The sequence below is a fragment of the Variovorax sp. Soil_C_17 genome (assembly GCF_057657265.1).
On the sequence record NZ_JBDGIT010000001.1, the window covers coordinates 1,605,157 to 1,627,663 of the forward strand.

Genomic DNA, 22,507 nt, shown 5'->3' on the forward strand with positions numbered 1-22,507 from the left:
TTCCATGCCCGCCTACACCCCGCCCCTTCGCGACATGCAGTTCGTCATGCACGAAGTGCTCAAGGTCACCGACGAATTCAAGGCCCTGCCCAAGCACGCCGAAGTCGACGCCGACACGATCAACGCGGTGCTGGAGGAGGGCGGCAAGTTTGCCGCCGAGGTGACCTTCCCGCTCAACATCTCGGGCGACGAGGAGGGCTGCGTGCTCGACAAGAGCACGCACGAGGTGAAGACCCCCAAGGGCTTCAAGGAGGCCTATGCCAAGTACGTCGAGGGCGGCTGGGCGGCGCTGTCCTGCGACCCGCAGTACGGCGGCCAGGGCCTGCCCTTCGTGGTGAACCAGTGCATCTACGAGATGCTCAACTCGGCCAACCAGGCCTGGACCATGTACCCGGGCCTCTCGCACGGCGCCTACGAGGCGCTGGTGGCGCACGGCACCGAGGAGCAGAAGAAGACCTACCTGCCCAAGCTCACCAGCGGCGAGTGGACCGGCACCATGTGCCTGACCGAGCCGCACTGCGGCACCGACCTGGGCCTGTTGCGCACCAAGGCCGAGCCGCAGCCCGACGGCAGCTACAAGCTCACCGGCAACAAGATCTTCATCTCGGCCGGCGAGCACGACATGGCCGACAACATCATCCACCTGGTGCTGGCCCGCCTGCCGGACGCGCCCAAGGGCAGCAAGGGCATCAGCCTGTTCGTGGTGCCCAAGTTCAACGTCAAGCCCGACGGCTCGCTCGGCAGCCGCAACGGCATCTATTGCGGCGGCCTAGAGCACAAGATGGGCATCCACGGCAACGCCACCGCGCAGATCGTGCTCGAGGCCGCCAGCGGCACGCTGGTGGGCGAGCCCAACAAGGGCCTGGCGGCGATGTTCGTGATGATGAACGCGGCGCGCCTGGGCGTGGGCAACCAGTCGCTGGGGCTGACCGAGGTGGCCTTCCAGAACGCGCTGGCCTATGCCAAGGACCGCGTGCAGATGCGCTCGCTCTCGGGCGTGAAGGCCAAGGACAAGGAAGCCGACCCGATCATCGTGCATCCCGACGTGCGCAAGATGCTGATGACGGCCAAGGCCTATGCCGAAGGCGGCCGCGCGCTGCAGATCTTCTGCACGCTGCTCCTGGACAAGGAGCACCACCATCCCGACGAGAAGGTGCGCAAGGATTCGGGCGAGCTGGTCGCGCTGCTCACGCCCATCGTGAAGGCCTTCATCACCGACAACGGCCACATTGCGACCAACGCCTGCATGCAGGTCTTCGGCGGCCACGGCTTCATCAAGGAATGGGGCATGGAGCAGTTCGTGCGGGACAACCGCATCAACATGATCTACGAGGGCACCAACACCATCCAGTCGCTGGACCTGCTGGGCCGCAAGGTGCTGGGCAACAACGGGGCCACGCTCAAGAAGTTCGGCAAGCTGGTGGCGACGCTGGTGGAGGAAGAGGGCGTGAACGAGAAGATGAGCGAGTTCATCACGCCCATCGCCGTGCTGGGCGAGCAGCTCACCAAGTTCACGACCGAGCTGGGCTTTCGCGGCTTCCAGAATCCCGACGAGGTGGGCGCCGCGGCGGTGGACTACCTGCGCGTGGCGGGCCACTTCGTGTTCGGCTACCTGTTCGCGCTGCAGGCCCGGGTGGCGCTCGCCGCGATCGCGGCCGGCAACTCCGACCCCTTCTACCAGGCCAAGCTGCAGACCGCGCGCTTCTACTTCGCCAAGCTCTTCCCCGAGACCGCGACGCTGATGCGCACCGCGCGCGCCGGCGCCGCGCCGCTCATGAACACCGACGCCGCCTTGGCCTGAACGCCATGAAGCGCCTGCTTGCTGCCATCGCCCTGGTGTGGGCCGGCTCGGCCCTCGCGCAGATGACGCCGGTCGGCGTCTGGCAGAGCGTCGACGACAAGACCAGCGAAGCCAAGTCGCAGATCCGCATCGCCGAGTCGGGCGGCGTGCTCACCGGCCGCATCGAGAAACTGCTGCGCAAGGAAGCCAAGCAGGACGCGGTGTGCGACGAATGCACCGACGACCGCAAGGGCAAGCCGCTGGTCGGCCTGGAGATCATCCGCGGCGCGAAGAAGGCCGAGGGCAAGGAAGTCTGGGAAGACGGAAAGATCCTCGACCCCGAAAACGGCAAGAGCTACACGCTGCGCCTCACGCCCGTCGACGGCGGCAGGAAGCTGGAAGTGCGCGGCTCGGTGCTGGGCATCGGCCGCACGCAGACCTGGGTTCGCGTCCAGTGACTCACCTTCACCCGTTCGCCCTGAGCTTGTCGAAGGGCATTGAACATCACGCAGAGGCTTCGACAAGCTCAGCCCGAACGGATTTCTGATTCAAGACATGTCTCAAGACCCCAAATTCCAGGTAAAGAAGGTCGCCGTGCTCGGCGCCGGCGTGATGGGCGCGCAGATCGCAGCCCATCTCGTCAACGTGCGCGTGCCGGTGGTGTTGTTCGATCTCGCCGCGAAGGAAGGCCCGAAGAACGGCATCGTGACGCGCGCGATCGACAACCTCAAGAAGCTCAAGCCCGCACCGCTGGGCGACGTGGCCGATGCCGAGCTGATCGAGCAGGCCAACTACGAGGACGACCTCGCGAAGCTCGGCGAATGCGACCTGGTGATCGAGGCCATCGCCGAGCGCATGGACTGGAAGCTCGATCTCTACAAGAAGATCGCGCCCCATGTGGCCAAGCGCGCGATCCTGGCCTCGAACACCTCGGGCCTGTCGATCACCAAGCTCGGCGAGGCGCTGCCCGAGGCGCTCAAGCCGCGCTTCTGCGGCATTCACTTCTTCAACCCGCCGCGCTACATGTTCCTGGTCGAGCTGATCGATACGCCGGCCACCGAGCCGCAGGTGCTGGACCAGCTCGAGGCCTTCGTCACCAGCACGCTCGGCAAGGGCGTGGTGCGCGCGCACGACACGCCCAACTTCATCGCCAACCGGGTGGGCATCGCCGGGATGCTGGCCACCCTGAAGGAAGTGGAGAAGTTCGGCCTCACGCCCGACGTGGTGGACGACCTCACCGGCAAGAAGCTGGGCCGCGCGAGCTCGGGCACCTTCCGCACCGCCGACGTGGTGGGGCTGGACACCCTGGCGCACGTGGTGAAGACACTGCAGGACAACCTGAGCGCCGAGACCGATCCCTTCTACGCCAACTTCGCGACGCCGCCGGTGCTCGCCAAGCTGCTGGAGCTGGGCAACCTGGGGCAGAAGACCAAGGCCGGCTTCTTCAAGAAGGCCGGCAGGGACATCCTGCGCTTCGACTTGGCCCGGGGGGACTACGTGCCGTCCGGCGAGAAGGCCGACGAGGTCTACGGCCGCATGCTCAAGAAGCCGGCGGCCCAGCGACTGAAGCTGTTGCGCGAGAGCGAGGGCGCGCAGGGCCGCTTCCTCTGGGCCATCCTGCGCGACGGCTTCCACTACGCAGCCGTGCACCTGGCGACCATCGCCGAGAGCGCGCGCGACGTCGACTTCGCGATGCGCTGGGGCTTCGGCATGAAGCAGGGGCCCTTCGAGCTCTGGCAGGAAGCCGGCTGGGCGCAGGTCGCGGCGTGGATCCAGCAAGACATCGATGCCGGCGAGGCGCTGTCGAAGGCGCCGCTGCCGAAGTGGGTGTTCGAAGGCCCGGTGGCGGAGGCCGGCGGCGTGCACACGCCCGAGGGCTCGTGGAGCGCCTCGCAGAATCGCTTCGTCCCGCAGCGCAGGCTGCCGGTGCATGAGCGCCAGCTCTTCCCCGAGAGCGTGCTGGGCACCAACGCGGCCGATGCGAGCCGGGCCGGCACCACCATCCAGGACGAGGGCGACGTGCGCCTGTGGACGCTGGACGGCGAGGTGCTGATCGCCAGCATCCATTCGAAGATGCATGCCATCAGCCCCGACGTGGCCGATGCGCTGGCAGCCGGCGTGGAGCTGGCCGAGCGCGAGTACAAGGCGATGGTGATCTGGTCGCCCGACGAGATGTTCTCGGTCGGCGCCGACTTGCAGGCCATGCTGCCGGCCTTCGTGGTCGCGGGCATCGGCGCGGTCGAGGGGGCGGAGGAAGAGCTGCAGAAGGTGATGCTCAAGATCCGCTACGCCGGTGTGCCCGTGGTGTCGGCCGTGCGCGGGATGGCGCTGGGCGGCGGCTGCGAGCTGGCCGTCCATTCGGCCAGGCGCGTCGCGGCGATGGAAAGCTACATCGGCCTGGTCGAAGTCGGCGTGGGCCTGGTGCCCGGCGCCGGCGGCCTGACCTACATCGCGCGCCGCGCCGCCGAGAACGCCGCCGCTTCCACCGGCAGCGACCTGCTGCCCTTCCTGACGGAGGGCTTCACGGCCGCGGCCATGGCCAAGGTCGGCACCAGCGCGCTGGAATCGAAGAAGCTGGGCTACCTGCTGGACAGCGACGTGATCGTGCCCAACAAGGACGAGCTGCTGTACGTCGCGCTGCAGCAGGCCAAGGCGATGGCGGATGCCGGCTGGCGCGCGCCGATGCGGCGGCTGTTCAAGGTCGCAGGGCGCAGCGGCGCCGCCACCATCAAGGGGCAGCTGGTCAACATGCGCGACGGCGGCTTCATCAGCGCGCACGACTTCCACATCGCCGGGCTGATCGCGAACGTGGTCACCGGCGGCGATGTCGATGCCGGCAGCCTGGTGAGCGAGGAGTACCTGATGGCGCTGGAGCGCAAGGCCTTCTGCTCGTTGATTCTTCATCCCAAGACGCAGGAGCGGATCATGGGGATGCTGAGTACCGGGAAGCCGCTGCGGAACTGAGCGGGCGAATCATGACCGCCGACGACGATGTCTCTGGTCCCCGACGCGATTGCGTGCGACGAGGCCCGCACGCGATTCTTGAAAGCCGAGGGCTTTCGCGTGCTGCGCTGCCGGAACAACGACGTGCCGAGGCAGGTTGATCTGGTCAAGGAGCAGATCCTGCAAGCGCTGCAGACCCTCACCCCGGCCCTCTCCCACAAGCGGGAGAGGGAGCAAGACACCAAGGACTTATCGCCATGAAACAACTCCAAGACGCCTACATCGTCTCCGCCACCCGCACCCCCATCGGCCGCTCGCACCGCGGCTTCTTCCGCAACACCCGCCCCGACGACCTGCTCGCGGCCACGCTCAAGGCGGCGCTGGCCGCCGTCCCGGGCCTCGATCCGAAAGCCGTCGAGGACATCGTCTGCGGCTGCGCCATCCCCGAGGGCCAGCAAGGCCTCAACGTCGCCCGCATCGGCGCCGTGCTCGCGGGCCTGCCCACCAGCATCGGCGGCATCACCGTCAACCGCTTCTGCGCCTCGGGCCTCTCGGCCGTGCAGATGGCGGCCGACCGCATCCGTGTCGGCGAGGCCGAAGTGATGATCGCCGCCGGCGTCGAGAGCATGAGCATGGTGCCGATGATGGGCAACTCGCCATCGCTGTCGCCCTCGATCTTCGAGCGCGACGGCGACGTCGGCATCGCCTACGGCATGGGCCTCACCGCCGAGAAGGTGGCGCAGCAGTGGAAGGTCAGCCGCGAGGCGCAGGACGCCTTCGCGCTGCAGTCGCACCAGCGCGCGCTGGCCGCGCAGCAGGCCGGCGAATTCGCCGACGAGATCACGCCGATCGAGGTGACCGATCGCACGCCCGAGCTGGACAGCGGCGAGGCCGTCGTCAAGACCTGCACCGTGTCGCTCGACGAAGGCGCGCGCCCCGACACCAGCCTCGAAGGCCTCGCCAAGCTGCGCACCGTGTTCGCCGCACGCGGCAGCGTCACGGCCGGCAACAGCTCGCAGACCTCCGACGGCGCCGGCGCGCTGATCCTGGCGAGCGAGAAGGCCTGCAAGCAGTTCGACCTCGAGCCGCTGGCGCGTTTCGTGAGCTTCGCAAGCAAGGGCGTGCCGCCGCACATCATGGGCATCGGCCCGATCGAGGCCATTCCCGCGGCGCTGCGCTACGCCGGGCTCACGCAGGACGCGATCGACTGGATCGAGCTCAACGAAGCCTTCGCCGCGCAGTCGCTGGCCGTGATCAACACCCTGGGCCTGGACCCGGCCAAGGTCAACCCGATGGGCGGCGCCATCGCGCTGGGTCACCCCCTCGGCGCGACCGGTGCCATCCGCTCGGCCACCGTGGTGCATGCGCTGCAACGCAAGAAGCTCAAGTACGGCATGGTCACCATGTGCGTGGGCATGGGGCAGGGCGCGGCCGGCATCTTCGAGAGGGTCTGATCCGCACGCGCCAGGCGGGCCACTCAGGACAAGGAGACAACGGCATGCAACGGAAGACCCTGACCCTCGAGGACGGCACCCCGCTCGCGCTGCGGCGCTACGAAGCCGCGGGACCGCAGCGCGCGAGCGTGGTGATCGGCGGCGCGATGGGCGTGCGCCAGACCTTCTACGAGCCCTTCGCGCGCTGGCTGGCGCAGGAGGGCATCGACGTCTGGACCTTCGACTACCGCGGCTCGGGCGACTCGCGGCCGGGTGGCGCCACGGCCTCGCTGCGCGGCTTCGAGGCCGACCTGTTCGACTGGGCGCGCGACTACGAAGCCGTGATCGATGCCGCCAAGGCCGCGCGGCCCGACCGGCCGCTGTACCTGCTGGGCCACAGCCTGGGCGCGCAGCTGCCGGGCTTCCTGCAGCGGCCGCAGCAGGTGGATGGCCTGGTCAGCATCGCGGCGGGCAGCGGCTACTGGCGCGAGAACGCGCCGCGGCTCAGGCGCAGCATCCTGTACTTCTGGTTCGTGCTGGTGCCCCTGGCCACGCGCCTGTGGGGCTACTTCCCGGGCCGCAGGCTGCGCAAGGTCGGCGACCTGCCCCGCGGCGTGATCCTGCAGTGGCGGCGCTGGTGCCTGGACCCGCGCTACAGCGTGGGCGCCGAGGGCGAGGCGGCGGCGCGCAGCTACGGCCGCGTGCGCTTCCCGGTGCTGGCGCTGTCGATCACGGACGACGAGCTGATGACGCTGGAAGGCACCCGGAGCCTCCTGAGCTTCTACGCGGGTGCGCCCAAGGCGGTGCAGCGCATCGCGCCGGCCGACGTGCAGGCCGGACGCATCGGGCACTTCGGCTTCTTCCGCGAGCAGTTCAGCCTGAACCTGTGGCCGCGCCTGGCCGACAGCCTGCACCGGCTGGCGGCGCTGACCGCGCCGCCGGCGGCGGGCGTCACGCACACGACTGCCTGAGCCGCATCGACGGAGCACACTGCGATGATGATGAGCACACATCCCCTGGACCAGGCCCTGGCGCTCGCGCACAGCGACCTCCGCGCCGGCCTGTTCGCCGGCGCCACCAGCGCCGACTACTGGAACATGGTCGGGCCCTTCGGCGGCACGACCGCGGCCGTGATGCTGCAGTCGGTGCTGAAGCATCCCGAACTGCTCGGTGCGCCGGTGGCCTTGACGGTGAACTACGCCGCGGCACTGGAGGCCGGCCCCTTCGAGCTCCTGGCCGTGCCGGTGCGCACCAACCGCTCGACCCAGCACTGGACGATCCAGATGTCGCAGGCCGATGCCGAGGGCAAGCCGCAGGTCGTGAGCACCGGCACCGCGGTCACGGCCCTGCGGCGCGACACCTGGGGCGCCAGCGACCTGCCGATGCCGGAGGTGCCGCCGCCGATCGAGGTCGAGCGCCTGAGCATCGGCCCGGGCAAGGTGGCCTGGCTGGACCGCTACGAGATGCGCCCGATCAGCGGCACGATCCCGACGCGCTGGGACGGCAGCGGCGATCACAGCGAGACCCGCATGTGGCTGCGCGATGCGCCGGCGCGCCCGCTCGATTTCGCGGCGCTGGCGGCGCTGTGCGACTGCTTCTATCCGCGGGTCTGGCTGCGCCGCGCCAAGCCGGTGCCGATCGGCACGGTGTCGATCACCACCTACTTCCATGTCGACGCCGCACAGCTCGCCGAGGTGGGTGACGGCTACCTGCTCGGCCGCGCCACCGGCCAGCAGTTCCGCAACGGCTACTTCGACCAGGCCGCGCAGCTGTGGAGCGAGGCCGGTGCGCTGCTGGCGACCTCGAACCAGATCGTCTACTTCAAGGAGTGAAGGCGGCGAGGCCCGACACTTCTTCCACTTCTCCTACTTCTTTGAGCAAGGACCTTCCATGAGCGACATCCTCGTCCACACCGAAGCCGGCGTGATGACCCTGACCTTCAACCGGCTCGACAAGAAGAACTCCATCACGCGCGCGATGTATGCCGAGCTGGCCGATGCGCTGGCGAAGGCCACCGAAGACGGCACCGTGCGCGCCGTGCTGATCCAGGGCGACGCCACCATCTTCAGCGCCGGCAACGACATCGGCGACTTCCTCAACGCGCCGCCGTCGACGCCGGAATCGCCGGTGTTCCGCTTCCTGCACGGCATCGCGGCCTTTCCGAAACCGCTGGTGGCGGCCGTGTGCGGCCCGGCGGTGGGCGTCGGCACCACGATGCTGTTCCACTGCGACCTGGTGTATGCCGGCGACAACGCAGCCTTTTCGATGCCCTTCGTCAACCTGGGCCTGTGCCCCGAGGCGGCGTCGAGCCTGCTGGTGCCGCAGATGTTCGGCTATCACCGCGCGGCCGAGGCGCTGCTGCTGGGCGAGCCCTTCATGGCCGAGGCGGCGCTCGAGGTCGGCCTGGTCAACCGCGTGGTCCCGCCCACCGAGGCCAATTCCATCGCCCAGGCCCAGGCGCGCAAGCTGGCGGCCAAGCCGCTGTCGGCGCTGATCGAGACCAAGCGGCTGATGAAGAAGGCGCAGCAGCCGGCCGTGCTGGAGCGCATGGGCGAGGAGGGCCAGAGCTTCGGGCGCATGCTGCGCGAGCCGGCGGCGCGGGAGGCCTTCACCGCGTTCATGGAGAAACGGAAGCCGGATTTCTCGAAGCTTTGATGGGTTGGAGGCTGCTGAAAGCGAGCCGGCCCGCCGCAGGCTGGCTTAGTGGATCGTCGTTGGTGGCTGCTCCGGCGGCTTTTGAATCGAGAACGTGACGGTGTAGTCCGGATCGATCACCACCTCGCCCGTGGCATGCAGCCGGTACTCGCCGGGCTTGGCTTTGCGGAACGAGCGCGTGTCCGGCGGAAGCGCGTATCGCTCTCCTGCGCGGCGCCCTTCCAGCCGGAGAGAGATACCGCCGCGCGGCGTGGCAGACAGGACGCGGCCGAAGATCTGTTGCTTGTCGATCAATGCGCCATCAGCGTCGAGGTAGGTCAGGCCCACCAGGAGCAGCTTGCCGGGAAGCGCACTGGCGAGTGCGGCATTCCAGGGGACGCGGGCATCGGGTTTATCGTTCATCCGGGAAGCTCCTTGCGTCATCGTTCAGCATGGCGGAGATGGTGCTCCGCTCGGAGCACGCAGCGTGTGGCGTGCGGCTGCCGAGTCGCGCGTTGCCACATCGGCGGGGCGATCAGGGAGAGTCGCTGATCCAGATGCTGACCGCTCGTCCTTCGGCGTCCATCCCGAACTGATTGAAGAGGAGGGAGTCTGGCAGTTGCTGGTAGTGCAAGCGCCGCTGCCCAAAGCGACTCCCATAGACGGATCCCTGGTAGCGACGATCTCTTGTTTCTCTCTCAACCGCATCATCAATTCGCCCTGGTTTGCCAAGCAGCCGTTCGATGTCATGTCGGGAACTGCCCAACTTCAAACCGCGTTCTGTATGCGCGATCGAGAACGTCCCAATTCCACCTCGATCGCAGACTCCTTGAGTTGTCAAGAACAGGCTGTCCAGCTTGCTGCGGCCTACCGGGCCATCGCCAGAGAAGCCAAGAATGAGGTAAGCCTTCGAACGACGATCCCGGATGCACAGTGTGCGCCGGGCATCCTCACCCGGAACAGCAGCTCCTGTGCGCGATCCGAGACTCGATGCCCATACGTCGTAGGTCTTGGCTCGTGGGCCTACACAGAAGCGATCGATGCACTGCTCCAAGCCTTCCGCAAGTGCCTCGTGTGTAGTGGCCGTGGCCATCATCAGGACAACGCTGGCCGCAACGACCCTGGCGCATTGGGTGGCGGCATTTACCATCTGGAGTAGGGGATAGTTTGACCTGGGTTTCGCTGAAGCCAACCATCAGATCTTCGGCAGAGATCTTCCACGTCCATATTCTGTGCGCGAGTGCAACCGTATGTCGGAACCCAGCCTTGCCTTGGCGCCAAGGGGTCGGCCAATCCGGTGCCGCCACCGTGAATCCATCTGTACCGTGAATCCGTCGTGCGCCACTTTGCCGTCCCGAATGCCTTGGAGTTCGGATACTCGCAGTAAGTGAATTCGCCGCTGTAAGGGCCGGCGGCGCCAAGTGCGGCACCACGCGCTACCGTGTTCTTGGAATCGTAAATTGGCAATTCTCGTGTCATCGGGTCATAGAAGGTCGTGGTACCTCCAGCCATGTCCGTGTAGACACGTGCAGGGCCGCTCGCCTGTCGATCAAGGCCTGTAGCGTCGCTATAGGTCAGTGGGTTCCCGTCCACATAAGGAATCCGATTCCAGCCTCCATCGAGCCCAATCGGATCAGGTTGAATGTATCGTGCCAAGGCGATGCCGTGGCAAGCGATGAGTGCTGTCATCAACAGGCTGGCGCGAGTGAGTTTGTGTTTTTTCATGCGGTTCCTCCGGTTCATTTGTTAGTTCGATTTCACCGTCTTCACCATCTCCCGGTATCTGCGATCCGTGCCAGCGTCCGGCTCGCGCCAACCCAACGCTTCGGCCTTTTCGTACCAAAGGCGGTTATCGCGCTCCAAGGCCCGAAAACGCGACCTGTCCTCCATGGGAATGTCCCTTGGCGTCGGGTACCTTTTCAGGAAATCCCGCTTGAGCAGAAGGTAGTAGGCGTTGCCCTTGTGGAGCATGGCATCGACATCTCGCGGGTAATGCTCGAGCACAAGATCAGCGATCGCGATGGTCCGTTCAAGCTTGCCGGTGCTGCTGTAATGCTCCATCAGCGTGCCGATCATGGTGTTCGCGACGGACTCTTTCTTCGAGAGCGGTCGCATGTAGATCCCGTTCTTGAGCGCCAGCGGTGTCATCGGCGTGTCCCGCTGGTAGGACTCGTCTTTCCGGGGGTAGCCTCCCGATGTGGTCTCCAGGTTGTATCAACGCCCGGTGTCGTCCCGGAACTTCACGAAGATGTGGCCAGGCGATGCCGCGAAGGTCGCGTCGAGCCCCAGTCTTTGGGCCAGCAGGACGAACAGCGTGGGCATCGAAACGCAATTGCCCTTCCTGGTCGCCAGGTAGTTGGTCAGCAGCTTGCCGGAAATCTCGCGGCCAAGGGGGTCGCCTTCCAGGTCATACCGGAAGGGCTGTCGATGGTTCCATGCGCCTGCGTCATACAGGTACGTACGGAGCACCTGCGCGATCTCCGTGCTCTTGGCTCGCGGGCCGGCCAAAGCCTTGATCGTCGCGGCCATGGCGTCGAGCTTGGCCAGTGTGCCCTCGATATCGACGGCGCGGTCGATGAGTTGGTCAATGGTCAGCTTGGCCCGGGCAAGATCGATGTCCGCCTCTGGCTTCTCGAGGATGGCTCTCAGCACCCGAACATCCGGGTCCAAGCGTTGCGCATACGCCGGCATGGCCTGCATACAAGCCACCATGGCCGTACAGGCAAAAATTACCCTCGTGACCGTAGCCCCTCCCGTTGCCAGTTTCATTGATCCCTCTGCTGTCTTGTATGCCGAAGGAGTAGATGTGAAACAGGGCGCCGGGGCAACTACCAACATTGGTAGGTTCGGCCAGTCGTTCTATGGGGCGCAGATTCCGGGGCTCCCACGCCCCGGCGCAATCAACCGCTCAGCCCTGCGCGATCGGCCGCGGCCTCCCGTTGTCGTCGATCGCCACGTAAGTGAAGGTCGCCTGCGTCACCTTGATGTACTCGCCTTGCGCCTGGTAGCGCTCCGCGAACACCTCCACCGTGACCGTCACCGAGGTCCGGCCGATCCGCACCAGCTTCGAATAGAAGGACAGGATGTCGCCCAGCCGCACCGGCTGCTTGAAGACGAACTCGTTGACGGCGACCGTGGCCATGCGGCCTTTGGCATGGCGCGCCGGAATGACGGAGCCGGCGAGGTCGCACTGGGCCATCACCCAGCCGCCGAAGATGTCGCCGTTGGCGTTGACGTCGGCCGGCAGCGGGATCACCTTGAGCACGAGTTCCATGTCGGCGGGCAGGCTCTTGAGGGGGGCGGCGACATTCGAGGGAGCAGACATGGGCACAATCCGGGAAAAGCAACAGCCACGATTGTCTCCTCATGCGCCGTAGCGGCGAAACCCTTTCCTCCGCCCATCACGCTTCGTCCAGCGAGCCCGCGCGCGCCGACCGCTCCGACTGGGCGACGCTGCGCCGGCTCTTTCCCTACCTCTGGCGCTACAAGTGGCGCGTGTTCGCCGCGCTGCTTTTCATGGTGGGCGCCAAGGTCGCCAACGTCGGCGTGCCGGTACTGCTGAAGAACCTGGTCGACACCATGACGCCCAAGCCCGACATGGCGCAGGCGCTGCTGGTGGTGCCGATCGCGCTGCTGGTGGCCTACGGGCTGCTGCGCTTCTCGACCTCGCTGTTCGGCGAGCTGCGCGAACTGGTGTTCGCCAAGGCGACGGAGGGCGCGGCGCGCAGCATCTCGCTGGAGGTGTTCCGCCACCTGCATGCGCTGTCGCTGCGCTTCCACCTGGAGCGGCAGACCGGCGGCATGACGCGCGACATCGAGCGCGGCACGCGCGGCGTTCATTCGCTGATCTCGATGTCGCTCTACAGCATCGTGCCGACCATCATCGAGCTCGCGCTGGTGCTGACCATCCTGGGCGTCAAGTTCGATGCGCTTTTCGTCTGGATCACCGGATGCGCGCTGGTGCTCTACATCGTCTTCACCGTCACGGTGACCGAGTGGCGCACGCAGTTCCGCAAGACCATGAACGAGCTCGACTCGGTGGCGCAGAGCCGCGCGATCGACTCGCTGCTGAACTACGAGACGGTCAAGTACTTCAACAACGAGGAGTTCGAGGCCGGGCGCTACGACGCCAGCCTGGACCGCTACCGCCGCGCCGCCATCAAGAGCCAGAACACCCTGAGCCTGCTCAACACCGGCCAGCAGCTGCTGATCGCGGTGAGCCTGGTCCTGATGCTGTGGCGCGCCACCTCGGGGGTGGTCGAGGGCCGCATGACGCTGGGGGACCTGGTGATGGTCAACGCCTTCATGATCCAGCTCTACATCCCGCTCAACTTCCTGGGCGTCATCTACCGCGAGATCAAGCAGAGCCTGACCGACCTCGACAAGATGTTCGTGCTGATGGAGAAGGAGCGCGAGGTGCGCGACGCGCCGGGCGCAAAGCCGCTGGCAGGGCGCGATGCCAGCGTGCGTTTCGAGGATGTCAGCTTCGCCTACGAGCCCGCGCGGCCGATCCTCCAGCATGTGAGCTTCGAGATCCCGGCCGGGAAGACGGTGGCGGTGGTCGGCCCTTCCGGCTCGGGAAAGTCCACATTGGCGCGGCTGCTTTACCGCTTCTACGACGTCCAGCAGGGCCGCATCCTCATCGGCGGCGAGGACATTCGCGAGGTGACGCAGGCCAGCGTGCGCCAGGCCATCGGCATCGTGCCGCAGGACACGGTGCTCTTCAACGACACCATCGAATACAACATCGCCTACGGCCGCCCGGGCGCCAGCCGTGCCGAGGTCGAGCAGGCGGCGCGGGCGGCGCGCATCCACGACTTCATCGCCGCCACGCCCAAGGGCTACGAGACGGCGGTCGGCGAGCGCGGCCTCAAGCTCTCGGGCGGCGAGAAGCAGCGGGTGGCGATCGCGCGCACGCTGCTGAAGAACCCGCCCATCCTCATCTTCGACGAGGCCACCTCGGCGCTGGACTCGGCCAACGAGCGCGCGATCCAGTCCGAGCTCAAGAGCGCGGCGCAGAACAAGACCACCCTGGTCATCGCGCACCGGCTCTCGACCGTGGTCGACGCGCACGAGATCCTGGTGCTCGAGGGCGGCGTGATCGTCGAGCGCGGCACCCATGCGCAGCTGCTTGCCAGGGATGCCCGCTATGCCCAGATGTGGGCCTTGCAGCAGATCGAGGCTGCCGAGCCCGTTCTTTGATTCCCGCCGCTTTTTCCGGAGATCGGACGATGCCCGACAAGATTCCCCTCCTGGTGCTCAACAGCCTGTCGAGCGCGCACCAGGCCCAGATTGCCGCCGTCTACGACATGACCTACGCGCCCACGGCCGCCGCGCGCGCGGCGGCCATCGCGGCGCACGGCGCCCGCTTCCGCGCGGTGCTGACCATCGGGGTGATCGGACTCACGCCCGACGAGCTGGCCGCCATGCCGAAGGTCGAGCTCATCTGCGCGATGGGCGCGGGCTACGAAGGCCTTCCGCTGGATGCGGCGCGCTCGCGCGGCATCGCGCTGGCCAACGGCGCCGGCACCAACGACGACTGCGTGGCCGACCATGCCTTCGGCCTGCTGATCGGCATCGTGCGCGGCATCCGCACGCTCGACCGGCAGTGCCGGGAGGGCGTGTGGCGCGAGGCGATCCCGCAGCCGCCCAACGTCTCGGGCAAGCGCCTGGGCATCCTCGGCCTGGGCACCATCGGCCAGAAGATCGCCAAGCGCGCGGCCGGCTTCGACATGGAAGTCGGCTACCACAACCGCAAGCCGCGCGAGGGCGCCGTGCACCGCTACTTCGACAGCCTGGAGGCGCTGGCCGCCTGGGCCGACGTGCTGATGGTCGCCACGCCGGGCGGACCCGGCACGCGGCACCTGGTCGATGCCGGCATCCTCGACGCGCTCGGGCCGCGGGGCTTCCTGGTCAACATCTCGCGCGGCAGCGTGGTCGACACCGAGGCGCTCGCGGCCGCGCTGCGCGAGGGCCGCATCGCCGGCGCCGGGCTCGACGTCTACGAGAGCGAGCCCCAGCGCCCCGAGCCGCTCATCGGACTCGACAACGTGCTGCTGACGCCGCACATGGCCGGCTGGTCGCCCGAGGCCACGCAGGCCTCGGTGGATCGCTTCATGGCCAACGCCGAAGGGCATTTCTCGGGACGCGGCGTGGTGTCGCCGATCTAAGCCCGAGGGGCGGCTCGTCATGGCGCAGACATAATCGCCGCTCATGGAAACCAAGTGGCTTGAGGACTTCGTCAGCCTTGCAGAGACACGCAGCTTCAGCCGCTCGGCCCAGCTGCGCCATGTGACCCAGCCGGCCTTCTCGCGCCGCATCCAGGCGCTCGAAGGCTGGGCCGGCACCGACCTGGTCGACCGCAGCTCCTATCCCACCCGCCTCACACCCGCCGGCCAGACGCTCTACGGCCAGGCCATCGAGATGCTGCAGGCCCTGCAGAGCACGCGCGCCATGCTGCGCGGCCATTCGGCTGCGGCGCAGGACGTGATCGAGGTCGCGGTGCCGCACACCCTGGCCTTCACCTTCTTCCCGGCCTGGGTCACCAGCCTGCGCGAGCAGTTCGGGCCGCTGAAGAGCCGGCTCATCGCCCTGAACGTGCACGATGCCGTGCTGCGCCTGGTGGAAGGCAGCTGCGACCTGCTGATCGCCTACCACCATCCCTCGCAGCCGTTGCCGCTGGACGCCACCCGCTACGAGATGGTGAGCCTCGGCGAGGAAGTGGTCGCGCCCTGGGTCAAGCCCGATGCCGAGGGCGCGCCGCGCTACCGGCTGCCGGGCCGCCCCGGCCAGCCGCTGCCCTACCTGGGCTATGCCCCCGGCGCCTACCTGGGCCGCGTGGTCGACCAGCTGCTGAAGGAATCGCACACCGCCATCCATCTCGACCGCGTCTACGAGACCGACATGGCCGAGGGCCTCAAGGTGATGGCGCTCGAAGGGCACGGCATCGCCTTCCTGCCGCAGAGCGCGGTGCGCAAGGAGGTGCGGGCGCGCACGCTGGTGAGCGCGCTGCCGCCCGAGATCGAGAAGCTCGAGGTCACCATGGAGATCCGGGCCTACCGCGAGCGGCCGGCGGCCTCGGCGCCAGGCAAGCCCGGCGCGCGTTCCGTCAAGGGCGAGGGCGCCCCGGTGCGCGGCAACAAGGGCACGGCCGATGCGTTGTGGGCCTATCTCGTCGGCACCCAGCCCGCCGCGTGAACGAGACCCGCTCTTTGTGCGCTGCACAAATCTATGACGCGCCGGCATGCCGACCGCCGCAAAGGGCATTTGCCTCCGGGCCCGCATGGCGCCTACATTCTGGGCGCACGTTTTCTGCTGTCGAGGCTTCGGAGAACACGCGCCATGCGCGTGTTTTTTTTCGGGCACAAAGGCTGCTACAGCGGATCACGTGAAGCGCTTTGCAACACCGCGCACCGCATCGGAACTGCTGCACACTCCGCATGGTCGCAGGCGGTGCGCGGCGCACCGGGTTGGCCCGGGTATGCCGCAGAATGCGGGTGTCTAGAATTTGTGTATCTCTCAGTCACAGGAGTTTTCCTTATGAAGAAGCAAGTATTGGCGCTGGCCGTGATGGCGCTCGCTGCAGGGGGCGCACTGGCGCAGGCCAATGACACCCTGGCCAAGATCAAGGCCAGCGGCACGGTCACGATGGGGGTGCGCGACTCGTCCGGCGCGCTGGCCTACACCATCGGCGACGGCAAGTACGTCGGCTTCCACACCGAGATGGCACGCAAGATCCTGAGCGACATCCAGAAGCAGCTGGGCCTTCCCAAGCTGGAAGTGAAGGAGCAACTGGTCACCTCGCAGAACCGCATTCCCCTGGTGCAGAACGGCACCGTCGATCTGGAATGCGGCTCGACCACCAACAACGCCACCCGCCAGAAGGACGTGGCCTTCGCGGTCACCACCTACGTCGAGGAAGTGCGCATCGCCGTCAAGGCCGACTCCGGCATCACCAAGGTTGCCGACCTCAACGGCAAGAGCGTGGCCACCACCACCGGCACGACCTCCGTGCAGACCCTGCGCAAGAACGAGCGCGCCCAGGGCATCGACTTCAAGGAAGTCATGGGCAAGGACCACGCCGACAGCTTCCTGCTGCTCGAATCGGGCCGTGCCGATGCCTTCGTGATGGATGGCCAGATCCTGGCCGGCAACATCTCCAAGTCCAAGAATCCGGCCGGCTTCAAGGTCGTCGGCGAGGCGTTGTCGGTCGAGCCCATCGCCTGCATGATGCGCAAGGACGACCCGGCCTTCAAGAAGGCGGTCGACGACAGCATCAAGAACCAGATCAAGGACGGCTCGCTGGCCAAGCTGTACGACAAGTGGTTCATGCAGCCGATCCCGCCGACCAACACCAAGGTCGGCCTGCCGCTGTCCGAAGCCACCAAGGCCGCGTGGGCGGCCCCCAACGACAAGCCGATGGAAGACTACGTCAAGAAGTGATGCTCGTGGGCTGAGTCGAAACGCCCGCCCTTTGCGGCGGGCGTTTGTTTTCAGGTTTTCTTTTTCTTCTTCAAGCAACAACGACTGAGGAGGTCCCGATGGGAAGTTGGGATTGGCAGGTCTTCCTGCAGGACCCGGGGGGCAAGGACCCGACGTATTGGCAATGGCTGCTCTCCGCATGGGGCTGGACGGTGTCCGTGGCCCTTTCGGCGCTGGTCGTTGCGCTGGTTCTCGGCTCCATCGTCGGCATGATCCGCACGCTGCCCAACAGCCCGGGCTGGGTGCGCGCCGGCAATGCCTGGGTCGAGCTGTTCCGCAACATTCCGCTCCTGGTCCAGATCTTCCTCTGGTACCACGTGGTGCCGGCGCTGTTCCCGGTCATGCGCGAGGTGCCGCCCTTCGTGCTGGTGGTGCTGGCCCTGGGCTTCTTCACCTCGGCGCGGATCGCGGAGCAGCTGCGCTCCGGCATCCAGGCCTTGCCGCGGGGGCAGCGCTACGCCGGCATGGCGGTGGGCTTCACCACGCCGCAGTACTACCGCTACGTGCTGCTGCCGATGGCCTACCGCATCATCATTCCGCCGCTCACCAGCGAGTCGATGAACATCTTCAAGAACTCGTCGGTGGCCTTCGCGGTGTCGATCGCCGAGATGACGCAGTTCGCGATGCAGGCCGGCGAAGAGACCGCCCGGCCGATGGAGATGTACCTGGCCGTGACGGTGCTCTACGTCATCTCGGCCTTCGCGATCAACCGCATCATGGCCTCGATCGAGAAGCGGACGCGGGTGCCGGGCTTCATTGCCCAGGCCGGCGGGGGAGGACACTGAGATGCTCGCAAACCTCGACTTCTCCTTCTACAACTGGGACGTCATCACCGGCTTCCTGCTGAAGGGCCTGTACTTCAGTCTGTTCCTCACCGTCGTCGCGACGCTGGGCGGCATTCTCTTCGGCACCCTGCTGGCGCTGATGCGGCTGTCGGGCAAGAAGTGGCTGGACGCACCCGCCGCGATCTACGTCAACGGCATGCGCAGCATTCCGCTGGTGATGGTGATCCTGTGGTTCTTCCTGCTGGTGCCCTTCATCATCGGCCGTCCCATCGGCGCCGAGGTCTCGGCCATCATCACCTTCGTGGCCTTCGAGGCTGCGTACTTCAGCGAGATCATGCGCGCGGGCATCCAGTCGATTCCGCGCGGCCAGGTCTTCGCCGGACAGGCGGTGGGCATGACCTACAAGCAGAACATGACGCTGGTGATCCTGCCGCAGGCCTTCCGCAACATGCTGCCGGTGCTGCTGACCCAGACCATCATCCTGTTCCAGGACACCTCGCTGGTGTATGCCATCGGCGCCTACGACCTGTTGAAGGGCTTCGAGACGGCCGGCAAGAATTTCGGGCGGCCCATCGAGTCCTACCTGCTGGCGGCGGTGCTTTACTTCGTCATCTGCTATGCGCTGTCCTATCTCGTCAAGCGTCTTCACAAGAAGATCGCCATCATCCGCTGAACACCGAAAGGCAAAGTCATGGCCGACAAAATGATTGAAATCAAGAACGTCTCCAAGTGGTACGGCCCGGTGCAGGTGCTCAACGACTGCTCCGTCAGCATCGCCAAGGGCGATGTGGTGGTGGTGTGCGGGCCCTCGGGCTCGGGCAAGTCCACGCTGATCAAGACGGTGAACGCGCTCGAGCCCTTCCAGAAGGGCGAGATCACCGTCGACGGCACGCCGCTGCACGACCCCAAGACCAACCTGCCGAAGCTGCGCTCCAGGGTGGGCATGGTGTTCCAGCATTTCGAGCTGTTCCCGCATCTGTCGGTGACGGAGAACCTCACCATTGCACAGATCAAGGTGCTGGGCCGCTCGCAGGACGAGGCCAAGGTGCGCGGCCTGAAGATGCTCGACCGCGTGGGACTGATGGCGCACAAGGACAAGTTCCCGGGCCAGCTCTCGGGCGGTCAGCAGCAGCGCGTGGCCATCGCCCGCGCGCTCAGCATGGACCCGATCGTGATGCTGTTCGACGAGCCCACCTCTGCGCTCGACCCGGAGATGGTGGGCGAGGTGCTGGACGTGATGGTGGCGCTGGCCAAGGAAGGCATGACCATGATGGTGGTCACGCACGAGATGGGCTTCGCGCGCAAGGTGGCGAGCCGGGTGATCTTCATCGACGTGGGCGGCCGCATCCTGGAAGACTGCTCGAAGGACGAATTCTTCGCGCATCCGGAGAACCGGCAGGCACGGACGCGGGACTTTCTCAACAAGATCCTGCAGCACTGAGCCCGGCGTTCTTCGGCAAAAAGCCCCGCTGTGCGGGGCTTTTTGCTTTTAGGCTTTTCTTTGCGCTACTTCTTGCGAGCGGCAATCGCCTGCTCGGCTTTCGTCACCAGCTCCGCACCGATCTGCGGCTTCCACTTCGCATACACGGGCCGCGTCGCCTTCACGAAGGCCTCGCGCTCGGCAGGCGACAGCCGGGTGATGGTGACGCCGAGCGCCGCAATGTCCTTGAGCAGTGGCTGGTCGGCCTCGACGAGGCCTTTGCGGGCGATCGCGATCTCTTCCTTGCCTGCATCGATCGCGGCCTGGCGCACGATCGCCTGGTCGGCCGGCGTCCACGAATTCCAGACTTCCTTGTTGACCACGAACACCAGCGGATCGGCCACGTAGCCCCACATCGTGACGTTCTTCTGGCCCACGGTGTGCAGCTTGGCCGCGGTATAGATCGACATCGGGTTCTCCTGCCCGTCGACTGCGCCGCTGGCGAAGGCCGGCTGCGCGTCGGCCCAGCTCATCTGCGTCGGGTTGGCGCCCAGCGCTGTGAAGGTGTCGACGAAGAGCGGCGATCCCACCACGCGGATCTTCAGGCCCTTCAGGTCCTCCGGCGTCTTGATGGGTCGCTTGGAATTGGTGAGCTCGCGATAGCCGTTCTCCCCCCATGCCAGCGGCACCACGCCCGACTTCTCGAGCGTCGCGAAGATCTCCTTGCCGACCTGGCCCTGCGTCAGCGCATCCACTGCCGCATAGTCGGGCATCAGGAAGGGCAGCGAGAACAGGTTGAGCTGCTTGACCTGGGGCGACCAGTTGATGGTCGAGCCGATGGCCATGTCGATCACGCCCTGGCGCAGCGCGCTGAACTCGCGCGTCTGGTCGCCCTGGATCAGCGAGACGCCCGGATAGAGCTTGATGTTGATGCGGCCTTGCGTGCGCTCTCGAACCAGGTTGGCCCAGATCTCTCCGCCCTTGCCCCAGGGGAAGGCGGTGCCGACCACCAGCGACATCTTGTACTCGGGCTTGTAGGTCTGTGCGGATGCGGCGCCCGAGAAGCTGCCCAGCGTGGCAGCGACGGCCAGAAGGCCGAGCAGGGAACGACGGAATTTCATGGGTGTGTCTCCTTTGGAACGAAGCAAGAAAATCAATAGCCCAGCGCATGCGGCAGCCACAGCGCAAGCTGCGGCCACGCGATCACGGCCACCATCACCAGGAACATCGCGAACAGCATCCAGCCCACCCAGCGCACGGTCTCTTCCATGCGCACGCCGGCGATGCGGCAGGACACCATCAGGTTGACCGCCAGCGGCGGCGTGAACTGGCCGAGCGCCACCTTGAGCGTGAGGATCACGCCGAACCACACCGGGTCCCACTTGTAGTGCTGCACGATCGGCCACAAGAGCGGCACGAAGATCAGGAAGATCGACACGCCGTCGAGGAACATGCCCACCGTGATGAGCAGCAGGATCAGCAGCGACAGCACGCCGTACTCGCCCAGCCCGGAATTCACGATCGCGCGCGTCACCGGATCGATCACGCCCAGCGTCGACAGCGAATAGGCAAAGATGCCCGCGAGCGACACCACCAGCAGGATCACTGCCGAGAGTTCCCCCGATTCGCGCAGGATGACGAACAGGTCGCGCACGCGGATCGTGCGATGCACCGCCATCCCGACGAAGAGGCCGTAGAACACCGCGACCACCGCCGCCTCGGTGGGCGTGAACCAGCCGGCGCGCATGCCGCCCAGGATGAGCACCGGCGCCGCCAAGCCCCAGATCGCGTCGCGCAAACTCTTCCAGAAGGGCGGGTGCAGCAGCGAGGCCTCGAGCGTGCCCATGCGGTGCCTGCGCGCCATCCAGACGGCCGGCACGATCAGCGCCAGGCCTGCGAGCACGCCCGGCACCATTCCGGCGGCGAACAGCGCCGGCACGGAAGCCCCCGGCACCAGCACCGAGTAGACGATGAAGGCCACCGAGGGCGGGATCAGGATGTCGGTGGCGGCGGCAGCGCCCACCACGCTGGCCGAGTAGGCGGCCGGATAGCCCGCGCGCGACATCGCGCCGATCATCACCGCGCCCACCGCCGCTGCGTTGGCCGGGCCCGAACCCGAGATGCCGCCGAGGAACATCGCCACCACGATCGCCACCAGCGGCAGCATGCCGGGCCCGCGCCCGACGATCGCCACCGCGAAGTTGACCAGGCGCAGCGCCACGCCCGAGCGGTCGAAGATCGAGCCCACCAGCACGAACATGGGAACCGCCAGCAGCGGGTACTTGCCCAGGCCGGCATAGAAGTTCTGCGGCACCGCCAGCAGGCCGAACCACTGGGCCTCGGCATTGGCCAGCCCGATGGCGACCGCGCCCGCGAGGCCCAACGCGGCGCCGATCGGCACGCCGACCAGCATCATCAGGATGAAGGCGGCGAAGAGGAGCGCCGGGATCATTCGCCCGCGCCCTCGGCGCGCCCCTCGCGGCTGCGCCGGATGAACAGGCCCACCGCGCGCAGCCCGATCGCGAAGCAGACGATCGGCAGCCAGACGGAGTACCACCACTGCGGCACGCCGATGCCCGGCGAAGTTTCTTCGAAGCGGTAGTCGTCCCACACCACGCGCAAGCTCAGTGCGGCGATCAGGAAGAAGAGCGCGGCCACCATCAGCGCGCCGAACTGCGCGAGCCGCGTGCGCCGGCCCCTGGAGCCGCTTTCCGCGAAGTACTCGATGCGGATGTGGCGGTCGCGCGCCACTGCGGCGGAGCCCGCGACCATCGCCAGCAGGATCATCAGGAACACCGAGAACTCCTCGGTCCAGGCGAAGGAGGAATCGGTGAAATAGCGCACCAGCACGTTGGCGAAGGTGATGCAGGCCAGGAGGCCCATGATGATCACCGTGGCCCAGTCCTCGATGGCCAGGGGCACGCGGGTGGGCTCGGCAGCGGCTTCGATCTCGGGGGGCAGGGGGCTGGCGGCGTCCAGCGTGGGGCCGGACTCGGGGAGAGAAGACATTCGGGAAACGACGCAGCGGCCG

Annotated in this window: 24 protein-coding genes; 15 read left to right on the forward strand and 9 right to left on the reverse strand. The window is 66.7% G+C overall.

Annotated elements, in window-relative coordinates; all coding sequences use genetic code 11:
* Window positions 1-4 precede the first annotated feature (4 nt).
* The 8 genes from AC3A6Y_RS07775 (at window position 5) to AC3A6Y_RS07810 (ending at window position 8,811) form a co-directional block, all read left to right on the forward strand.
* Window positions 5-1,801: an acyl-CoA dehydrogenase C-terminal domain-containing protein gene (locus AC3A6Y_RS07775; protein ID WP_487867613.1), complete on the forward strand. Its 1,797-nt coding sequence runs from the start codon at window positions 5-7 to the stop codon at window positions 1,799-1,801.
* A 5-nt stretch (window positions 1,802-1,806) separates the two neighbouring features.
* Window positions 1,807-2,238, forward strand: a complete 432-nt coding sequence (locus tag AC3A6Y_RS07780) for a DUF2147 domain-containing protein (protein ID WP_487867614.1) — start codon at window positions 1,807-1,809, stop codon at window positions 2,236-2,238.
* Between the two features lie 97 nt (window positions 2,239-2,335).
* Window positions 2,336-4,744 (forward strand): 3-hydroxyacyl-CoA dehydrogenase/enoyl-CoA hydratase family protein, encoded by a 2,409-nt coding sequence (locus AC3A6Y_RS07785; RefSeq protein ID WP_487867615.1) that lies wholly within the window; start codon window positions 2,336-2,338, stop codon window positions 4,742-4,744.
* A gap of 27 nt (window positions 4,745-4,771) precedes the next feature.
* Window positions 4,772-4,984, forward strand: coding sequence for a DUF559 domain-containing protein (locus AC3A6Y_RS07790; protein WP_487867616.1), 213 nt, complete (start codon window positions 4,772-4,774; stop codon window positions 4,982-4,984).
* Window positions 4,981-6,177 (forward strand): acetyl-CoA C-acyltransferase, encoded by a 1,197-nt coding sequence (locus AC3A6Y_RS07795; protein WP_487867617.1) that lies wholly within the window; start codon window positions 4,981-4,983, stop codon window positions 6,175-6,177. The genes AC3A6Y_RS07790 and AC3A6Y_RS07795 overlap by 4 nt, the downstream gene beginning before the upstream one ends.
* A gap of 44 nt (window positions 6,178-6,221) precedes the next feature.
* Window positions 6,222-7,127: an alpha/beta hydrolase family protein gene (locus tag AC3A6Y_RS07800; RefSeq protein ID WP_487867618.1), complete on the forward strand. Its 906-nt coding sequence runs from the start codon at window positions 6,222-6,224 to the stop codon at window positions 7,125-7,127.
* 24 nt (window positions 7,128-7,151) lie between these two features.
* Window positions 7,152-7,988, forward strand: a complete 837-nt coding sequence (locus tag AC3A6Y_RS07805) for an acyl-CoA thioesterase (protein ID WP_487867619.1) — start codon at window positions 7,152-7,154, stop codon at window positions 7,986-7,988.
* A gap of 58 nt (window positions 7,989-8,046) precedes the next feature.
* Window positions 8,047-8,811, forward strand: a complete 765-nt coding sequence (locus AC3A6Y_RS07810) for an enoyl-CoA hydratase (protein WP_487867620.1) — start codon at window positions 8,047-8,049, stop codon at window positions 8,809-8,811.
* 45 nt (window positions 8,812-8,856) lie between these two features.
* On the opposite strand, the gene AC3A6Y_RS07815 is transcribed toward AC3A6Y_RS07810, so the two are convergent.
* The 6 genes from AC3A6Y_RS07815 to AC3A6Y_RS07840 form a co-directional block, all read right to left on the reverse strand.
* The gene (locus AC3A6Y_RS07815) at window positions 8,857-9,213 is read right to left on the reverse strand and encodes a hypothetical protein (RefSeq protein WP_487867621.1); all 357 of its coding nucleotides are present in this window, start codon (window positions 9,211-9,213) and stop codon (window positions 8,857-8,859) included.
* 112 nt (window positions 9,214-9,325) lie between these two features.
* Window positions 9,326-9,886: a hypothetical protein gene (locus AC3A6Y_RS07820; protein ID WP_487867622.1), complete on the reverse strand. Its 561-nt coding sequence runs from the start codon at window positions 9,884-9,886 to the stop codon at window positions 9,326-9,328.
* A 47-nt stretch (window positions 9,887-9,933) separates the two neighbouring features.
* Window positions 9,934-10,533, reverse strand: coding sequence for an RHS repeat-associated core domain-containing protein (locus tag AC3A6Y_RS07825; RefSeq protein WP_487867623.1), 600 nt, complete (start codon window positions 10,531-10,533; stop codon window positions 9,934-9,936).
* 3 nt (window positions 10,534-10,536) lie between these two features.
* Window positions 10,537-10,938: a hypothetical protein gene (locus AC3A6Y_RS07830; protein ID WP_487867624.1), complete on the reverse strand. Its 402-nt coding sequence runs from the start codon at window positions 10,936-10,938 to the stop codon at window positions 10,537-10,539.
* Window positions 10,939-11,004: 66 nt separating this feature from the next.
* Window positions 11,005-11,559, reverse strand: coding sequence for a transglutaminase family protein (locus AC3A6Y_RS07835; protein WP_487867625.1), 555 nt, complete (start codon window positions 11,557-11,559; stop codon window positions 11,005-11,007).
* Window positions 11,560-11,698: 139 nt separating this feature from the next.
* Window positions 11,699-12,115 carry an acyl-CoA thioesterase gene (locus AC3A6Y_RS07840; protein ID WP_487867626.1) on the reverse strand — a complete coding sequence of 139 codons (417 nt, stop codon included), beginning with the start codon at window positions 12,113-12,115 and terminating at the stop codon, window positions 11,699-11,701.
* Between the two features lie 41 nt (window positions 12,116-12,156).
* Between AC3A6Y_RS07840 and AC3A6Y_RS07845 the strand changes: the two genes are divergently transcribed.
* From AC3A6Y_RS07845 to AC3A6Y_RS07875, 7 genes are all read left to right on the forward strand, one after another.
* The gene (locus AC3A6Y_RS07845) at window positions 12,157-13,992 is read left to right on the forward strand and encodes an ABCB family ABC transporter ATP-binding protein/permease (protein WP_487867627.1); all 1,836 of its coding nucleotides are present in this window, start codon (window positions 12,157-12,159) and stop codon (window positions 13,990-13,992) included.
* 29 nt (window positions 13,993-14,021) lie between these two features.
* Window positions 14,022-14,960, forward strand: coding sequence for a 2-hydroxyacid dehydrogenase (locus AC3A6Y_RS07850; protein WP_487867628.1), 939 nt, complete (start codon window positions 14,022-14,024; stop codon window positions 14,958-14,960).
* A 43-nt stretch (window positions 14,961-15,003) separates the two neighbouring features.
* The gene (locus AC3A6Y_RS07855; protein WP_487867629.1) at window positions 15,004-15,987 is read left to right on the forward strand and encodes a LysR substrate-binding domain-containing protein; all 984 of its coding nucleotides are present in this window, start codon (window positions 15,004-15,006) and stop codon (window positions 15,985-15,987) included.
* Window positions 15,988-16,329: 342 nt separating this feature from the next.
* On the forward strand, window positions 16,330-17,232 hold the full coding sequence (locus AC3A6Y_RS07860; protein WP_487867630.1) for a transporter substrate-binding domain-containing protein: 903 nt from the start codon (window positions 16,330-16,332) through the stop codon (window positions 17,230-17,232).
* A gap of 98 nt (window positions 17,233-17,330) precedes the next feature.
* Window positions 17,331-18,056, forward strand: coding sequence for an amino acid ABC transporter permease (locus AC3A6Y_RS07865; protein WP_487867631.1), 726 nt, complete (start codon window positions 17,331-17,333; stop codon window positions 18,054-18,056).
* A 1-nt stretch (window position 18,057) separates the two neighbouring features.
* A complete protein-coding gene (locus tag AC3A6Y_RS07870; protein WP_487867632.1) occupies window positions 18,058-18,729 on the forward strand; it encodes an amino acid ABC transporter permease in 672 nt (223 codons plus the stop codon).
* Between the two features lie 30 nt (window positions 18,730-18,759).
* Entirely contained in the window at window positions 18,760-19,497 is a 738-nt protein-coding gene (locus tag AC3A6Y_RS07875; protein ID WP_487867814.1) for an amino acid ABC transporter ATP-binding protein, read from the forward strand.
* A gap of 65 nt (window positions 19,498-19,562) precedes the next feature.
* Here the strand turns inward: AC3A6Y_RS07875 and AC3A6Y_RS07880 are convergent, their stop codons facing one another.
* The 3 genes from AC3A6Y_RS07880 to AC3A6Y_RS07890 are packed head-to-tail and all read right to left on the reverse strand — an operon-like array spanning window position 19,563 to window position 22,485.
* Window positions 19,563-20,597, reverse strand: a complete 1,035-nt coding sequence (locus AC3A6Y_RS07880; RefSeq protein WP_487867633.1) for a DctP family TRAP transporter solute-binding subunit — start codon at window positions 20,595-20,597, stop codon at window positions 19,563-19,565.
* A 32-nt stretch (window positions 20,598-20,629) separates the two neighbouring features.
* Entirely contained in the window at window positions 20,630-21,928 is a 1,299-nt protein-coding gene (locus AC3A6Y_RS07885; protein WP_487867634.1) for a TRAP transporter large permease, read from the reverse strand.
* Window positions 21,925-22,485: a TRAP transporter small permease gene (locus AC3A6Y_RS07890; protein ID WP_487867635.1), complete on the reverse strand. Its 561-nt coding sequence runs from the start codon at window positions 22,483-22,485 to the stop codon at window positions 21,925-21,927. The genes AC3A6Y_RS07885 and AC3A6Y_RS07890 overlap by 4 nt, the downstream gene beginning before the upstream one ends.
* Window positions 22,486-22,507 lie beyond the last annotated feature (22 nt).

Bases quoted from the DNA above. Each gene is read 5' to 3' on its own strand.
- AC3A6Y_RS07845 (WP_487867627.1), top strand. From the start codon at position 12,157: ATGCGCCGTAGCGGCGAAACCCTTTCCTCCGCCCATCACGCTTCGTCC.
- AC3A6Y_RS07810 (WP_487867620.1), top strand. From the start codon at position 8,047: ATGAGCGACATCCTCGTCCACACCGAAGCCGGCGTGATGACCCTGACC.
- AC3A6Y_RS07820 (WP_487867622.1), bottom strand. From the start codon at position 9,886: ATGATGGCCACGGCCACTACACACGAGGCACTTGCGGAAGGCTTGGAG.
- AC3A6Y_RS07825 (WP_487867623.1), bottom strand. From the start codon at position 10,533: ATGAACCGGAGGAACCGCATGAAAAAACACAAACTCACTCGCGCCAGC.
- AC3A6Y_RS07780 (WP_487867614.1), top strand. From the start codon at position 1,807: ATGAAGCGCCTGCTTGCTGCCATCGCCCTGGTGTGGGCCGGCTCGGCC.
- AC3A6Y_RS07795 (WP_487867617.1), top strand. From the start codon at position 4,981: ATGAAACAACTCCAAGACGCCTACATCGTCTCCGCCACCCGCACCCCC.
- AC3A6Y_RS07865 (WP_487867631.1), top strand. From the start codon at position 17,331: ATGGGAAGTTGGGATTGGCAGGTCTTCCTGCAGGACCCGGGGGGCAAG.
- AC3A6Y_RS07885 (WP_487867634.1), bottom strand. From the start codon at position 21,928: ATGATCCCGGCGCTCCTCTTCGCCGCCTTCATCCTGATGATGCTGGTC.
- AC3A6Y_RS07840 (WP_487867626.1), bottom strand. From the start codon at position 12,115: ATGTCTGCTCCCTCGAATGTCGCCGCCCCCCTCAAGAGCCTGCCCGCC.
- AC3A6Y_RS07880 (WP_487867633.1), bottom strand. From the start codon at position 20,597: ATGAAATTCCGTCGTTCCCTGCTCGGCCTTCTGGCCGTCGCTGCCACG.
- AC3A6Y_RS07835 (WP_487867625.1), bottom strand. From the start codon at position 11,559: ATGAAACTGGCAACGGGAGGGGCTACGGTCACGAGGGTAATTTTTGCC.
- AC3A6Y_RS07850 (WP_487867628.1), top strand. From the start codon at position 14,022: ATGCCCGACAAGATTCCCCTCCTGGTGCTCAACAGCCTGTCGAGCGCG.
- AC3A6Y_RS07830 (WP_487867624.1), bottom strand. From the start codon at position 10,938: ATGACACCGCTGGCGCTCAAGAACGGGATCTACATGCGACCGCTCTCG.
- AC3A6Y_RS07775 (WP_487867613.1), top strand. From the start codon at position 5: ATGCCCGCCTACACCCCGCCCCTTCGCGACATGCAGTTCGTCATGCAC.
- AC3A6Y_RS07875 (WP_487867814.1), top strand. From the start codon at position 18,760: ATGATTGAAATCAAGAACGTCTCCAAGTGGTACGGCCCGGTGCAGGTG.
- AC3A6Y_RS07870 (WP_487867632.1), top strand. From the start codon at position 18,058: ATGCTCGCAAACCTCGACTTCTCCTTCTACAACTGGGACGTCATCACC.
- AC3A6Y_RS07800 (WP_487867618.1), top strand. From the start codon at position 6,222: ATGCAACGGAAGACCCTGACCCTCGAGGACGGCACCCCGCTCGCGCTG.
- AC3A6Y_RS07855 (WP_487867629.1), top strand. From the start codon at position 15,004: ATGGAAACCAAGTGGCTTGAGGACTTCGTCAGCCTTGCAGAGACACGC.
- AC3A6Y_RS07890 (WP_487867635.1), bottom strand. From the start codon at position 22,485: ATGTCTTCTCTCCCCGAGTCCGGCCCCACGCTGGACGCCGCCAGCCCC.
- AC3A6Y_RS07815 (WP_487867621.1), bottom strand. From the start codon at position 9,213: ATGAACGATAAACCCGATGCCCGCGTCCCCTGGAATGCCGCACTCGCC.
- AC3A6Y_RS07785 (WP_487867615.1), top strand. From the start codon at position 2,336: ATGTCTCAAGACCCCAAATTCCAGGTAAAGAAGGTCGCCGTGCTCGGC.
- AC3A6Y_RS07860 (WP_487867630.1), top strand. From the start codon at position 16,330: ATGAAGAAGCAAGTATTGGCGCTGGCCGTGATGGCGCTCGCTGCAGGG.
- AC3A6Y_RS07790 (WP_487867616.1), top strand. From the start codon at position 4,772: ATGTCTCTGGTCCCCGACGCGATTGCGTGCGACGAGGCCCGCACGCGA.
- AC3A6Y_RS07805 (WP_487867619.1), top strand. From the start codon at position 7,152: ATGATGATGAGCACACATCCCCTGGACCAGGCCCTGGCGCTCGCGCAC.